Source organism: Tenericutes bacterium MZ-XQ (genome assembly GCA_002838205.1).
Lineage (GTDB): Bacteria > Bacillota_I > Bacilli_A > Acholeplasmatales > Acholeplasmataceae > Mariniplasma.
The window spans coordinates 1,623,743-1,638,608 of record CP017950.1; the positions used below are offsets into that span (position 1 = coordinate 1,623,743).

Genomic DNA, 14,866 nt, shown 5'->3' on the forward strand with positions numbered 1-14,866 from the left:
ATTTCTTTTATAAATAAATACCTTTTTTATAATAATTTATGCACTTATTTATAATTTTGTATTGCTTTTTGGTATAATTAAACTATAATAAAAACAACTTCGGAGGTAATATATGACAAAAAAACAACTTATTATTGAAACCAGTTCGGTCATTATATCAATTATATTTATTATAACTGCATTCATATTTCAACATCTTTATGATGATGCTTGGTTTGTAGTTGCATTATTTGGTCTGTCTTTTGCAATAGGAGGTTATGCTAAAGCAAAAGAAGGTGTACTCGCAACCATTGAAAACAAGTCATTAAATGTAGAGATTTTAATGATTCTAGCTGCATTAGCTGCATTTTTCGTTGGCAGTTATGAAGAGGGCGCAATCCTTATTTTAATCTTTTCAATCAGTGGTGTTTTAGAATCTTATGCTACATCAAAAAGCGAGAAAGAACTAACAAGTTTACTTAAGTTAGCACCAAAGACTGCAATATTGTATGAAGATGGAAATGAGACAGAAGTTCAAATTCAAAACTTAAAAATTTCTGATCAAGTCATTGTGAAAGTTGGACAGCAAGTTCCTGTAGATGGAAAGATTATAAAAGGTTCTACTTCTTTAGACCAATCACCGATTACTGGTGAATATGTTCCTGTAGGAAAACATAAAGGTGATGAGGTTTTTGCTGGATCTATCAATATAGAACAAACAATTATTGTAGAAACAACAAAAAGTCCAAAGGACTCTGTGGTTCAGAAAATTGTTGATTTTGTAAAAGAAGCACAGGACAATAAAACAGAGTCACAAACACTTATTAATAAAATCGAAAAATATTATGTATATTTTGTTATTATATTTGCGGTAGGATTTATGTTTCTTCCACCGCTATTTGGGTGGCTAGATCGTGCTGAATCATTTAGACGAGGTGTGGTCGTTTTAGTTGTAGGTTCGCCTTGTGCTTTAGTAGCATCAATTACTCCAGCAATGTTAGCGAGTTTATCTAACGCAGCTAAAAAAAGAATTCTTATTAAAGGTGGAAAAGCTTTAGAAAACTTAATTGGTATTAAAGCAGTTGTTTTTGATAAAACAGGTACCATTACTTCAGGTGTTCCGAAAGTTGTGGAGATTAAAGCGATAAAAAGCGAAAACCTATCTGAGATTAAAAAAATTGTATGCGCCATTGAAAAACAATCCAACCATCCACTTGCAAAAGCTGTGGTTGAACACTTAAAAGATTGTGAAGACATTAAAGGGTTAGAAACCAAAGAGATTTCTGGAAAAGGTATGGAAGCAAACTATAAAGATAGCACTTGGAAAGTTGGAAAATTTGATGCAAAATCATCTGAGCATTGTGATCGTGCTTTAAAATCAGCAATGCAAAAAGGCTATAGTATGATATATATCATTAAAAACGATGAAATCGTTGGTTACATCGCTTTAACCGACAGTATTAGAGATAATGTCAAAGAAGTCACCAAAGCGCTTAAAGACCAAAATATAACGCCTGTTTTACTTACCGGTGATCATGAGGCTACCGCTAAAATAATTTCTAAAGAGGCTGGCATTGATCACTTTGAAGCAAACTGTATGCCAGAAGATAAAGTTAATCGAATCAAACAGCTTCAAAAGGATTTAGGTAAAGTACTTATGATTGGTGATGGTATCAATGATGCACCAGCTCTTGCTACTGCTGATGTTGGTGTTGCAATGGGAGCAGGAACTGATGTATCTTTAGAAACATCTGATATTGTCTTTATGAATAACCAAATCGAAAATCTTCCTCAAACATTATTACTTGCAAAACGTATGAGATCAATAACAATTCAAAATATTATATTTTCAATAAGTGTTATAGCCCTTCTTATGATTTCTAACGTCTTTGGATTGATAGATTTACCACTTGGTGTAGTTGCACATGAAGGTTCAACCATTTTAGTCATTTTGAATAGTTTAAGGTTGTTATTTAAATAGTAGTTATAGCAAACTCATCAAATGCGTTTGCTATTTTTTTTATTTAGTAATATGATAAAGGTAAATTGCGATTATATGATATGTTGAGGTGATACATGTGTTTGATCAATTTTTTATGGTTGTTATTTTTTTGGGAATCATCATTTCTCTTTCACTCATCTCTGTTCTATACGCCATCATACTTTTAAAAAAACTAAATAAGATTAAAGTTAATCATGAAAAAATTAATGCGATTGCTTCATATATTAAAGATGGTGCAATGGCATACATGAAAAGACAATATAAAGTGATGTTTATTGTTGCTTTAGTTGTTGCTATAACTTTAGCTTTAATTGGTTTTATACCATCTTTAAAAGGTGCTGAAGGAATTGGGTATAGATCTTCTATTACTTTCATCATTGGTGCTTCTTTTTCTGGTTTAGCTGGTTACATCGGTATGCTTGCAGCCGTAAAAGCAAACCATAAAACGACTGATCAAGCAAGACTTTTCGGTATGTCTCATGCAATTAAAACATCTTTTACAGGTGGTTCTATATTAGGATTAACTGTTGTTGGTTTAAGTTTATTTGGTTTAACATCTTTGTTTTTTGTCTTTTATACATTATATGGTGGTTTTAAATCTGAAGCTTATGATCAATATCTTGCTTTATCTCATGCTATACATATCATTACCGGTTATGGTTTAGGTGCATCTTTGATTGCTTTATTTGGTCGGGTTGGTGGAGGTATTTATACGAAAGCTGCTGATGTAGGTGCTGATCTAGTAGGTAAAGTAGAATCAAATATCCCTGAAGATGATCCAAGAAATCCTGCTGTCATTGCTGATAACGTTGGTGACAATGTTGGTGATATTGCTGGCATGGGTTCTGATTTAACAGAATCATATATCGGAACACTGATTTCAGCACTTACACTTGGTTTATATGCATTTGTTAATTTTTCACCTGAAATAGTAATTGAACAACCTAGTTTGATTACAGAACCTGCATTATCAAATATACTGTCAGCAGTTATGTTTCCGCTGATTATCGCTTCATTAGGCATCATATCAACAGTTGTTTCAATCATGATCATGAGAAGAAAAAAATGGAAAGATCCCCAAAAAGCCCTTAATCGTGCAACCTATTTGAATACCTTATTTATGTTATTTTCGTCTTTACTGATGAGCTTGTTATTATTTGAAGGCAGTAGAGCCTGGATGTTGTTTTTAACAATTGCTGTTGGCTTAGGTGTTGGTATTGGTATTGGCATGATTGCTGAATACTATACTTCTGATAAACATAAGTATGTCTTAAATATTGTTGAGCAATCTAAAACCGGTGGTGCAACCAACGTCATTGCAGGTTTTAGTGTGGGTATGAAATCTACTTTTATCACAGTGATGTTACTTGTTACAGGTATTTTATTAGCTTATTTATTCACTCAAGATATCTATGGTATAGCATTAGCTGCAGTTGGTATGCTTTCAACAGCAGGTATGACTATAAGTGTTGATGCTTATGGACCTATTGTCGATAATGCAGGTGGAATTGCTGAGATGAGTCATCTAGATGAAAGTGTTAGAAAAATAACTGATCACTTAGATTCTGTAGGTAACACAACTGCTGCAATCGCTAAAGGTTTTTGCATAGGATCAGCTGCACTCACATCCATTGGTTTATTTTTTGCTTATGAAAAAGCAACAAACCTAACCACATCAGGTGTAGATATATTAAATCCCGGTGTTGTTATTGGTGTCTTTATTGGTGCTATGCTTCCTTACTTGTTTTCTTCACTTGTCATTAATTCTGTAGGAAAAGCCGCACATCAAATGATTGATGAAGTGAGATTACAATATAAAAATGATCCTGGAATACTTAAAGGTACATCTCTCCCAGATTATAAAAAATGTGTAGATATTTCTACACAAGCTGCTTTAAAAGAGATGATTCTACCTTCATTAATCGCTTTGTTGTCACCTATCATTGCGGGTCTTCTTTTAGGTCCTGAAGGCTTAGGTGGGCTACTCATAGGCGGGTTAGTCTCATCCATGATGTTAGCAATCTTTATGGCAAACTCAGGTGGTGCTTGGGACAATGCCAAAAAATATATTGAACAGGGCTATGAAGGAGGTAAAGGAACACTCCTACATAAAGCTACTGTTATAGGTGATACAGTCGGAGATCCTTTAAAAGATACTGCAGGTCCATCCATGGATATTCTGATAAAACTCATGAGTATTGTTTCACTCATGATTGCACCTATACTCATTCAAATAGAGCCCTTATTAAGTTTCTTATTTTAACAAAAAAAGGATAATATCCTTTTTTTTATGCGAAACTATGATTTATTGTTAGCTTGTTTTTCTAAAAATTCAATTCTATCTTTTAATTGCTTTTGCTCTATATTCATCAGTTCAACTTTTTCTTTATAATCGCCCAAAAGTACTGAACTTCCAATCATATAGGCACCAATCAAGATAAACATCAAAGGTTCAAACAATATAGAATCTAAAACAATAAAATTTAAAATTAAAGTAATAAGCCCATAAATGATAAAGATAGCACCAAATAAGACTTCTACAAAACGATTAGGTCTTTCAACTTGATCCTTTAAACTTAATGCATGATTACAACTCTTACAAAAATCCTTACCTTCTTCATTTAAAGTACCACAAAGCGGACATCTATTCATTTTAATACCCCGATAATGTATATTTGAACATATTATAGCATAAAAACATGATAGAAAATAAAAAAAACGGCATTAGCCGTTAAATTGAATAAGTGGCGCCCACACTAGGACTCGAACCTAGGACCCCCTGATTAACAGTCAGGTGCTCTAACCGACTGAGCTATGTAGGCACAGAGTAGACGCTACTTTTTGGTTTTTAATAAGTAAGATTTGCCTGGCAACGTCCTATCTTCGCTCCTTAGAACTATTTTCGGCGCTGAAGTGCTTAACTTCTGTGTTCGGTATGGGAACAGGTGTGACCACTTCGCCATCGTCACCAGACATCTCTCAAAACTAGATAAATTCTGTATATATTTCAAATGAAAGTAAAGGTTAAGTCCTCGATCTATTAGTACTGGTCAGCTTCACATGTCACCATGCTTCCACACCCAGCCTATCAACCTCATCGTCTATAAGGGATCTTACTAAATTGGGAGATCTCATCTTAAGGTGGGCTTCACGCTTAGATGCTTTCAGCGTTTATCCCTTCCATACTTAGCTACCCAGCTGTGGCCTTGGCAAGCCAACTGGTGCACCAGTGGTATGTCCACCCCGGTCTTCTCATACTAGGGGCAGCTCCCTTCAAATCTCCAACGCCCACGACGGATAGAGACCGAACTGTCTCACGACGTTCTGAACCCAGCTCGCGTGCCGCTTTAATGGGCGAACAGCCCAACCCTTGGAACCTTCTCCAGCTCCAGGATGCGACGAGCCGACATCGAGGTGCCAAACCGCTTCGTCGCTGTGAACGCTTGGAAGCGATAAGCCTGTTATCCCCAGGGTAGCTTTTATCCGTTGAGTCTCTGCCCTTCCATGCGGTACAGAGAGATCACTAAACCCGACTTTCGTCCCTGCTCGACTTGTTTGTCTCGCAGTCAAGCACCCTTATGCTTTTGCACTCTACGAATGATTTCCAACCATTCTGAGGGTACCTTCGGGCGCCTCCGTTACTCTTTGGGAGGCGACCGCCCCAGTCAAACTGCCCACCAGACACTGTCCCCCCGAATCCACTTCGGCGGGTTAGACATCAGATGCACGAAGGGTGGTATCCAAAGGTCGACTCCTCCAAGACTAGCGTCCTAGGTTCTCAGTCTCCCACCTATCCTGTACATCTTACACCCAATGTCAATATCAAGCTACAGTAAAGCTCCATGGGGTCTTTTCGTCCTGTCGCGGGTAGCCGGCGTTTTCACCGGCAGCTTGATTTCACCGAGTCCCTTGTTGAGACAGTGCCCAAATCGTTACGCCTTTCGTGCGGGTCGGAACTTACCCGACAAGGAATTTCGCTACCTTAGGACCGTTATAGTTACGGCCGCCGTTTACTGGGACTTCAATTCAATGCTTCGTTGCCTAACATCTCCTCTTAATCTTCCAGCACCGGGCAGGCGTCAGCCCCTATACATCACCTTACGGTTTAGCAGAGACCTATGTTTTTGATAAACAGTCGCTTGGGCCTATTCTCTGCGACTTCTTTTTTTCATTAAAAGTCCTCCTTATCCCGAAGTTACGGAGTCATTTTGCCGAGTTCCTTAACAAGGGTTTTCTCGCGCGTCTTAGTATACTCTACCTTCCCACCTGTGTCGGTTTACGGTACGGGTAGTCTATAAATTAGCCCTAGAAGCTTTTCTTGAAAGTTTGACGTCATCATCCTTTACCTACCGAAACTCACTCTTATATAGTGTGCGGATTTGCCTACACACTAAGCTCGTTTCCTTGTCCCAAATCCAATCATGGGCGGATGTTAGCCTCCTTTGTCACTCCATCAGTTCATAAACTAGTGCAGGAATCTCTACCTGCTATCCATCGGCTACGCTTTTCAGCCTCACCTTAGGCCCCGACTTACCCAGGGCGGACGAACCTTCCCCTGGAAACCTTGGGTTTTCGACGGATAGGATTCTCACCTATCTTTTCGTTACTTACACCGGCATTCTCACTTCTAACCACTCCACATGTCCTTCCGATCATGCTTCTCCGCTGTTAGAACGCTCCCCTACCACTTGACATTTGTCAAATCCGTAGATTCGGTATGATGCTTAGCCCCGGTACATTTTCGGCGCAGAGTCACTCGACTAGTGAGCTTTTACGCACTCTTTAAAGGATGGCTGCTTCTAAGCCAACCTCCTAGTTGTTTGTGCATCTTCACTTCCTTTTCCACTTAGCATCAATTTTGGGACCTTATCTGACGGTCTGGGCTCTTTCCCTTTTGACCATGAACCTTATCACCCACAGTCTGACTGCTAGCTACTTTTTATGACATTCGTAGTTTGATTGGGCTCAGTACCCCGAGGTGGGGCCATCACACATTCAGTGCTCTACCTTCATAAAAACTATTGCTAACGCTAGCCCTAAAGCTATTTCGGGGAGAACCAGCTATCTCTGGGTTCGATTGGAATTTCACCCCTAGCCACAAGTCATCCAAACACTTTTTAACGTGTCCTGGTTCGGTCCTCCATTTGGTCTTACCCAAACTTCAACCTGCTCATGGCTAGCTCACCCAGTTTCGGGTCTACAGCACCTAACTTAACGCCCTATTCAGACTCGCTTTCGCTTTGGCTCCACTCCTTAAAGCTTAACCTTGCTAGATACCGTAACTCGCCGGTTCATTCTACAAAAGGCATGCCATCACCCATTAACGGGCTCTGACTAATTGTAAGCACACAGTTTCAGGTTCTCTTTCACTCCCCTCCCGGGGTTCTTTTCACCTTTCCCTCACGGTACTGGTTCACTATCGGTCACTAAGTAGTATTTAGCCTTATGAGATGGTCCTCACATCTTCCGACAAGATTCCTCGTGTCTCGCCGTACTTCTCAACACCCTAGTCCGCACACTTTCAAATACAGGACTCTCACCTTCTTCGGTCGGCTTTCCCACGCCGTTCTTTTAGTGTGTGGTTTTGTAACTATTATGGTGTTAGGCTCCTCCGCGTTCGCTCGTCGCTACTAGCGGAATCGTTTTTACTTTCTTTTCCTACAGGTACTTAGATATTTCAGTTCCCTGCGTTTTCCCTCTGCTTGCGCAGATGTCATATCTTCCATATGACGGGTTTCCCCATTCGGATTCCCACGGATCGTCGCGTACTTACTGCTCCCCGTGGCGTTTCGCCGTTAGTTGCGTCCTTCATCGGCTCTTAGTGCCTAGGCATCCACTGTGCGCCCTTTTTTCCTTAACCTTTTTTTATTCTTTCATTTTCTTTACGACAGAATTTATCTACTTTTCAAAGATCAAACTTATTAAAACTTGAAAGATCTAATCTTTCAAAACTGAATATGATGAGTGTATATTGGAAATTTTTATATACGTTTATGTATATGCCTTTCTCCTTAGAAAGGAGGTGATCCATCCCCACGTTCCCGTAGGGATACCTTGTTACGACTTAACCCCAATCATCAACCCTACCTTAAACGGCTCCCTCTCCGAAGAGTTAGGCCACCGGCTTTGGGTATTGTCGACTTTCGTGGTTTGACGGGCGGTGTGTACAAACCCCGAGAACGTATTCACCGCGACATTCTGATTCGCGATTACTAGCGATTCCGACTTCATGAAGTCGAGTTGCAGACTTCAATCCGAACTGAGACTGCTTTTTTGGGTTTCGCTTCACATCACTGCTTCGCTGCCCTTTGTTTCAGCCATTGTATCACGTTTGTAGCCCAGGTCATAAGGGGCATGATGATTTGACGTCATCCCCACCTTCCTCCAGTTTATCACTGGCAGTCTCGCTAGAGTCCCCAACTTAATGATGGTAACTAGCAATAAGGGTTGCGCTCGTTGCGGGACTTAACCCAACATCTCACGACACGAGCTGACGACAACCATGCACCACCTGTCTCCATGATAACCTCCACTTAATCTCTTAAGCTTTGCATGGGATGTCAAGACCTGGTAAGGTTTTTCGCGTATCATCGAATTAAACAACATGATCCACCGCTTGTGCGGGGTCCCGTCAATTCCTTTGAGTTTCATACTTGCGTACGTACTACTCAGGCGGAGTACTTATTGCGTTAACTACAGCACTGAATTTCTCCAACACTTAGTACTCATCGTTTACGGCGTGGACTACCAGGGTATCTAATCCTGTTTGCTCCCCACGCTTTCGTGCCTCAGCGTCAGTTGTGACCCAGTAAGCCGCCTTCGCCACTGGTGTTCCTCCATATATTTACGCATTTTACCGCTACACATGGAATTCCACTTACCTCTATCACACTCAAGTCATCCAGTTTCCTTAGCATCACAAGGTTGAGCCTTGCACTTACACCAAAGACTTAAATGACCGCCTACGCACCCTTTACGCCCAATAATTCCGGATAACGCTTGCCCCCTATGTATTACCGCGGCTGCTGGCACATAGTTAGCCGGGGCTTATTCATCAAGTACCGTCACTCTCGTTTTTCCACGAGTCATTCTTCCTTGATAAAAGAACTTTACATACCGAAGTACTTCGTCATTCACGCGGCGTTGCTCGGTCAGAGTTTCCTCCATTGCCGAAAATTCCCTACTGCTGCCTCCCGTAGGAGTTTGGGCCGTTTCTCAGTCCCAATGTGGCCGTTCAACCTCTCAGTCCGGCTACGCATCATCGTCTTGGTGAGCTCTCACCTCACCAACTAACTAATGCGCCGCAGGCCCCTCCTTAAGCATACCTATTGCTAGGTCTTTTAAAATATTTAAGATGCCTCAAATATTCCTATCCAGTCTTAGCCATCGTTTCCAATGGTTATCCTCGTCTTAAGGGCAGGTTACCTACGTGTTACTCACCCGTTCGCCACTCACTAGTAAACTAGTGCGTTCGACTTGCATGTATTAGGCACGCCGCCAGCGTTCATCCTGAGCCAGGATCAAACTCTCCATAAATTATAGTTTGTTTGTTAATAGCTCTTATTTTTGTTACTCTTGATACACTCATCATCATTCAGTTTTCAAAGATTAAATCACACGCACACATTCTTTGGCGTGCTTTAATATAATACCAAATCAAACTTTGTTTGTCAACTAAAATTACAACTTTTTCGTGATAATTTTAATATTCATTTACATTCAGATTCGGTAAGTGCCCTTTTTGGGCGACCTGTTATATTGTATCTTACTTTAAACTTAAAGTCAATACTTTTGACTAGAAAAAAAACTTTTTTTATAAATGTCTTTATAAGGCTCTAAAATGACAAAAAAAGAACAGAAAAATCTGTTCTTTTGTAAGCTTTTTTATGATTTTCGTGTTATCCTCTAATCAATCTTAAGATATCATTATATGTTACAAAGATGAACATAAACAATAATAAAATAAACATTGCATTATTAATTGTGTTTTCAACTCTTCTTGGTAATGGTTTTCTTGTTACTGCTTCGATACCCAAGAAGACCAATCTTCCTCCGTCAAGTGCTGGAATTGGAAGTAAATTTAACAGTCCAATATTGATACTTAAAAACCCTGTAAAAACAATGATTGATAGTAAACCTTGTCTTGCTGTACTACTCACAAGGGTATATATACCAACTGGACCTGATAAATCACCAATGCCCAAATCTTCTTTCGGACTAAATAATAAACCTAATGTTGTAAAGACTTCAGATACATCTGAATAAAATCTTCTTGGTGCATATAATAAAGAATAACTCCAGTCAAACTCACTAGATGGACTTACTCCTAGTTGAAAGACAATAGGTTGACTTCCAAGTTTTGTTAATGCGTTTGCACTGATCATGTCATAATATGCATTACCTACAACACCATCTCTTCTATAAGAAATGACAAGTTCACCACGATCATATTGTCTAAACACTGTAACGATATCATCCCAACTCTGGATCACATGAGATTCGTTATTTACGACAATATTTTCAATGACGTCTCCTTCTAAAAGACCGCCATCACTTCTTGCACGACCATAACTTTGCCCAATGATTGGATCTCTATATATGGTTATGTCTCCAGTTTCAGAATCTATGTAAGTATTTGTGATGCCTGCCATTTGAACAGCTACACTCACATTGACATTGATTTCAACAAACGATGAGCCATCTCTTTCATACATAACATCAATCCATGATTGGTCAAGATCTGCCATAATATTTGATAAATCATTCCAATCTTCAACTGATTTATCATTAATTTTTAAAATTTTATCGCCAACTTCAAGTTGTGCGTTATCTGCCGCATAACCAGGTACTATTTCAAATAATTCATTAGAATCAAGATTTGGTTTTTCAACAAAAAATCCCGCAATTAAAAAGAGTAGAAATGCTAAAATAAAATTCATCATTGGACCTGCAAAAATGACCATAAATCTTTGCCATAAAGTTTTACTTTCAAAACTCTTTTCTGCTGGTGTAATCCACATTTTGTTCTTTTCGCTTACTTGATAAGTTGCATCTCTTAATACAGCATAGCGTTTTGTTTGGCCATCAACATTTAAATCAATATATAATGGATCAAAATCTTTACCATATAAATCAAATGCTTCTACAACACCAGTTAAGTCAGCTTCAACTTTATCTGTAAGAATAATTTGATAGACTTGATCTTGCTCATTGATTTTTATACCAATGGTTTGTTCTTTTTTTATGAGTGCATCAGAAATGCTTTCTCCAGCCATAGAGACATACCCACCAATAGGAATACCTCTAATTGAGTACATGGTTTCACCTTTACGCTTTTGATAAAGTGCAGGACCCATCCCTATAGAAAACTCATGGCATAATATGCCTGCTTTTTTTGCGAAGTAAAAATGCCCCGCTTCATGGATTAGGATAATGACACCTAATACAACAACAAATAATAATATATTTAATATAACCATAAACTACCTCTTCTCATATGCTCGATAAATCTCTTGTTGAATATTACGATCTATCTCAATAATTTGTTCTAATGTAGGCTTTTCAATTTGCTTTGTTTTGCCCACATAATTGTAAACCAGTTCTTCAATCTCTAAAAACGAAATTTTATGTTTTAAAAATAAATGAACTGCTGCTTCATTAGCCGCATTCATCACAGTTGGCATAATGCCACCTTTTTTTCCAACGTCATAAGCTAACTTCAATAATGGAAAGCGTTCATAATCCATGGGTTTGAATGATAAATGAGTCAATTCTAACTCCTTATCATAATCTGTTCTTTCTGGATAAAACAACGCATAAGCAATTGGAATTCTCATATCTGAAACACTTAGACTTGCTTTAACTGTTCCATCATTAAAATATGTTAATCCGTGTACAACACTTTCTTTATGAAGGACTGTCTCGATTTTATCATAATCTAAGTTGAACAAATGATGCGCTTCGATAACTTCCAAACCCTTATTCATCATGGTTGCACTATCTATAGTTATTTTAGCACCCATCGCCCAATTTGGATGTTTTAACGCTTTTTCAACAGTCACATATTGTAACTCGTTTCTTGATAAATCTCTAAATGATCCACCACTTGCTGTGATAATTATTTTTTTGATATCTTTTTGATTTTCATGATCTAAAGTTTGCCATAGCGCACTGTGTTCACTATCGATTGGATAGAGTTTGACATCATATGTTTTGACATAGCTATTGATCATATCACCAGCCATAACTAAGGTTTCTTTATTTGCTAAAGCTATATCTTTTTTTGTCTTAATAGCTTCTACGGTTGGGTGTAACCCAGCTGAACCAGATAATGCATTTACAACAATACCTTTTTTATCGTATGTTACAAGCTCAATCAATCCTTGATCTCCCCAAACAAATTTTACGTTTGGGTAAAGATTAGGATACTTAGATAACTGCTTTTCATATCTCAAACATGCAATCTCAGGTTTGAATGTATCTAGAATATATTTATTTTTCTCATCATCAGATCCTAATGAACACCCTATCAGATTAAACTTATCTTGATGTTTTAACATGACATCAAGTGTTTGCATGCCAATAGATCCTGTTGATCCTAATAAATATATATGTTTCATAAAATCACGACCGTTGGATAAAGTCTATAGATTAAAAAGAATATCGCATTTAAAAATAATGCTACAAATAGTACAGAATCGAATCTATCTAATAGTCCACCATGACCAGGTAAGATGTTTCCAAAATCTTTAATATGATAGGTTCTTTTTAATCTTGATGCAACTAAATCTCCGATTTGAGCAAAAATAGATGCGATCATCGTAATAGGCACTAACACTAAAGCTTGTACCCAAAGTGGTGTTCTTTCTCCTAAAGAAGAAAAATTATCTAATAGTGTTAACTGTCCACCTGAATTCACTAAATCTCCTAAATATGTTCCCGCTGGGAAAAAATAGCCGTAGAACAATGCAAATGATGATGCAATAATCGTCGCAAATACAGTACCTGCGATTGCACCTTCCCAAGATTTCTTTGGACTGATATGTGGTGCTAATTTATGTTTACCATATTTCATCCCAAAAAAATATGCGAACATATCAGTTGTTGATGTAATCAACAACAAGTAAACGATGAATCTAACACCTAAAAATCTTAGAATAACGATGGATGCTGCTCCTAGCCCAACATAATTGATAATGGTTAATGCCTTACCAACATCAAGACCATTAAACTCTTTAAATAAAACTAAGAAACTAAAGAGTACTAGAGTGATGAGAGGAACAGTTATGCTCAATAAGCCATTTGCTTCTAATGGATTATGTTCTAAATTTCCTAAAACGCCCCCAACACTAAAGAATGTGCCTAGTGTTAAAATAACAATGCCTATTTTTGGTAACCATTGAAATTTCTTCTCTGTCTCATACATGCGAATCATTTCAGTCGATGACACGATGACGAACAAAATCATAAATACTTGAAATACAGCTAAAAAGATTTCAAAATTTACAATCGGTATTAAAATTGCTGATAATATAATCGCTGTGATTAATCTCTTTTTCATTTCAAGCCTCCAAAGCGACGATTTCTTTTTTGATATGATTTAATCGCTTTCTCTAATTGTTTTTTATTAAATGCTGGCCAATGGACTTTGGTAAAATAAAACTCTGCATAGGCAATTTGCCATAGTAAGAAATTTGATATTCTCATTTCACCACTGGTTCTAATGAGTAAGTCTACCGGTTCTTTGATCATGAGTGCTTGTTCAAAGTTCTCTTTAGTGACTGGTTTATCAATCTTATTGATCGCAGTAATGATTTCATCATAACTACCATAATCGGCACATATATTTAAAGTGAAACCTTCATGTTTTTCTGTTTGTTTTTCAATTTCATTAATCACTTCTAATAGCTCTTTGCTAAAGCGATCTCTTCTACCTGAAAAAGTAACTTTATAATCTATTTCACTGATTCTGTGTTTGTTTTCATGATACATTTCGATTGGTTTTGTCATCAAATAATTGACTTCATCTTCGGGTCTTTTCCAGTTTTCTGTACTAAATGCATAAACAGATAATTTTTTAATGCCAAAATCTTTCGCATGTCTTGCGACACTAAAAAGATTTCTTCCACCCATATAATGACCAAATGATCTTGATTGTCCTCTTTTTTTTGCCCATCTGCCGTTACCATCAAGAATAATGGCAACATGTTCTGGTATATTGTTGCTTTTCACTATCTATCACCTTTATTTATTATAACTCATTTATATTATAAATGAAACATATTCATTATTTTCACACATTCAAAAAAATAAAAGGCTTAGAGCCTTTTATATTTTCATGAGTTCGTCGGTTTTACTTTTTAATTCCTGATCAACTTTTTTAATGTACTTATCTGTAAGTTCTTGTACATCTCCTAAGTATCCTTTTTCATCATCCTCTGGTAATCCCAATTTTTTCATGTGATCATTACCATCACGACGAATATTTCTAACGCTGATCCTTGCATGCTCAGCTAGTTTTTCAACTTCTTTGACAAGTTCACGTCTACGTTCTTCAGTTGGTTGAGGTAGAATTAAGCGAATCCCCATACCATCATTCATAGGATTAAGTCCTAAATCAGATGCGTAGATTGCTGTTTCAATTTGTTTTAATGCTGATTTATCGTAAGGCTTAATATATAACTGATTACCTTCAACAACGGAAACAGATGAAATTTGTCTTACTGGACTTTGCGCACCATAATAATCAATCATAATGTGATCAAGTAAAGCTGGATTCGCTCTACCTGTTCTTATTTGTGCAAAATCTCTTACCAGTACATGCAAAGATTTTTCCATATGATCTTCTAATTCCATTAAAATCATATCTGCTTGTTCATGATTCAT

At 37.6% G+C, this 14,866-nt stretch carries 8 protein-coding genes, 1 tRNA gene and 3 rRNA genes; 2 read left to right on the forward strand and 10 right to left on the reverse strand.

Going from position 1 to position 14,866, the window contains the following annotated elements; translation table 11 throughout:
* The first annotated feature begins 112 nt into the window (after positions 1-112).
* Together BK011_08100 and BK011_08105 are read left to right on the forward strand one after the other, a co-directional pair.
* Positions 113-1,960: a cadmium-translocating P-type ATPase gene (locus BK011_08100; GenBank protein AUD65651.1), complete on the forward strand. Its 1,848-nt coding sequence runs from the start codon at positions 113-115 to the stop codon at positions 1,958-1,960.
* 115 nt (positions 1,961-2,075) lie between these two features.
* The gene (locus BK011_08105; GenBank protein AUD66173.1) at positions 2,076-4,244 is read left to right on the forward strand and encodes a sodium-translocating pyrophosphatase; all 2,169 of its coding nucleotides are present in this window, start codon (positions 2,076-2,078) and stop codon (positions 4,242-4,244) included.
* A gap of 35 nt (positions 4,245-4,279) precedes the next feature.
* On the opposite strand, the gene BK011_08110 is transcribed toward BK011_08105, so the two are convergent.
* The 10 genes from BK011_08110 to BK011_08155 all read right to left on the reverse strand — a co-directional run bounded on the left by BK011_08110 (position 4,280) and on the right by BK011_08155 (position 14,866).
* Positions 4,280-4,633 (reverse strand): hypothetical protein, encoded by a 354-nt coding sequence (locus BK011_08110; protein AUD65652.1) that lies wholly within the window; start codon positions 4,631-4,633, stop codon positions 4,280-4,282.
* A 93-nt stretch (positions 4,634-4,726) separates the two neighbouring features.
* Positions 4,727-4,803 (reverse strand) — tRNA-Asn (locus BK011_08115).
* A 42-nt stretch (positions 4,804-4,845) separates the two neighbouring features.
* A 5S ribosomal RNA gene (rrf, locus tag BK011_08120) occupies positions 4,846-4,954 on the reverse strand.
* Between the two features lie 47 nt (positions 4,955-5,001).
* Positions 5,002-7,842 (reverse strand): 23S ribosomal RNA (locus BK011_08125).
* A 147-nt stretch (positions 7,843-7,989) separates the two neighbouring features.
* Positions 7,990-9,517 (reverse strand): 16S ribosomal RNA (locus BK011_08130).
* The 16S, 23S and 5S rRNA genes sit together here with 1 tRNA gene alongside, the layout of an rRNA operon.
* Before the next feature lie 362 nt (positions 9,518-9,879).
* Positions 9,880-11,460: an RIP metalloprotease RseP gene (locus BK011_08135; GenBank protein ID AUD65653.1), complete on the reverse strand. Its 1,581-nt coding sequence runs from the start codon at positions 11,458-11,460 to the stop codon at positions 9,880-9,882.
* A gap of 3 nt (positions 11,461-11,463) precedes the next feature.
* The gene (locus BK011_08140; protein AUD65654.1) at positions 11,464-12,600 is read right to left on the reverse strand and encodes a 1-deoxy-D-xylulose-5-phosphate reductoisomerase; all 1,137 of its coding nucleotides are present in this window, start codon (positions 12,598-12,600) and stop codon (positions 11,464-11,466) included.
* Positions 12,597-13,541, reverse strand: a complete 945-nt coding sequence (locus tag BK011_08145; protein AUD65655.1) for a hypothetical protein — start codon at positions 13,539-13,541, stop codon at positions 12,597-12,599. The genes BK011_08140 and BK011_08145 overlap by 4 nt, the downstream gene beginning before the upstream one ends.
* A complete protein-coding gene (locus tag BK011_08150) occupies positions 13,538-14,212 on the reverse strand; it encodes a di-trans,poly-cis-decaprenylcistransferase (protein ID AUD65656.1) in 675 nt (224 codons plus the stop codon). The genes BK011_08145 and BK011_08150 overlap by 4 nt, the downstream gene beginning before the upstream one ends.
* Before the next feature lie 96 nt (positions 14,213-14,308).
* Positions 14,309-14,866, reverse strand: coding sequence for a ribosome recycling factor (locus tag BK011_08155; GenBank protein ID AUD65657.1), 558 nt, complete (start codon positions 14,864-14,866; stop codon positions 14,309-14,311).

Bases quoted from the DNA above. Each gene is read 5' to 3' on its own strand.
- BK011_08100 (AUD65651.1), top strand. From the start codon at position 113: ATGACAAAAAAACAACTTATTATTGAAACCAGTTCGGTCATTATATCA.
- BK011_08105 (AUD66173.1), top strand. From the start codon at position 2,076: ATGGTTGTTATTTTTTTGGGAATCATCATTTCTCTTTCACTCATCTCT.
- BK011_08110 (AUD65652.1), bottom strand. From the start codon at position 4,633: ATGAATAGATGTCCGCTTTGTGGTACTTTAAATGAAGAAGGTAAGGAT.
- BK011_08135 (AUD65653.1), bottom strand. From the start codon at position 11,460: ATGGTTATATTAAATATATTATTATTTGTTGTTGTATTAGGTGTCATT.
- BK011_08140 (AUD65654.1), bottom strand. From the start codon at position 12,600: ATGAAACATATATATTTATTAGGATCAACAGGATCTATTGGCATGCAA.
- BK011_08145 (AUD65655.1), bottom strand. From the start codon at position 13,541: ATGAAAAAGAGATTAATCACAGCGATTATATTATCAGCAATTTTAATA.
- BK011_08155 (AUD65657.1), bottom strand. From the start codon at position 14,866: ATGAATCATGAACAAGCAGATATGATTTTAATGGAATTAGAAGATCAT.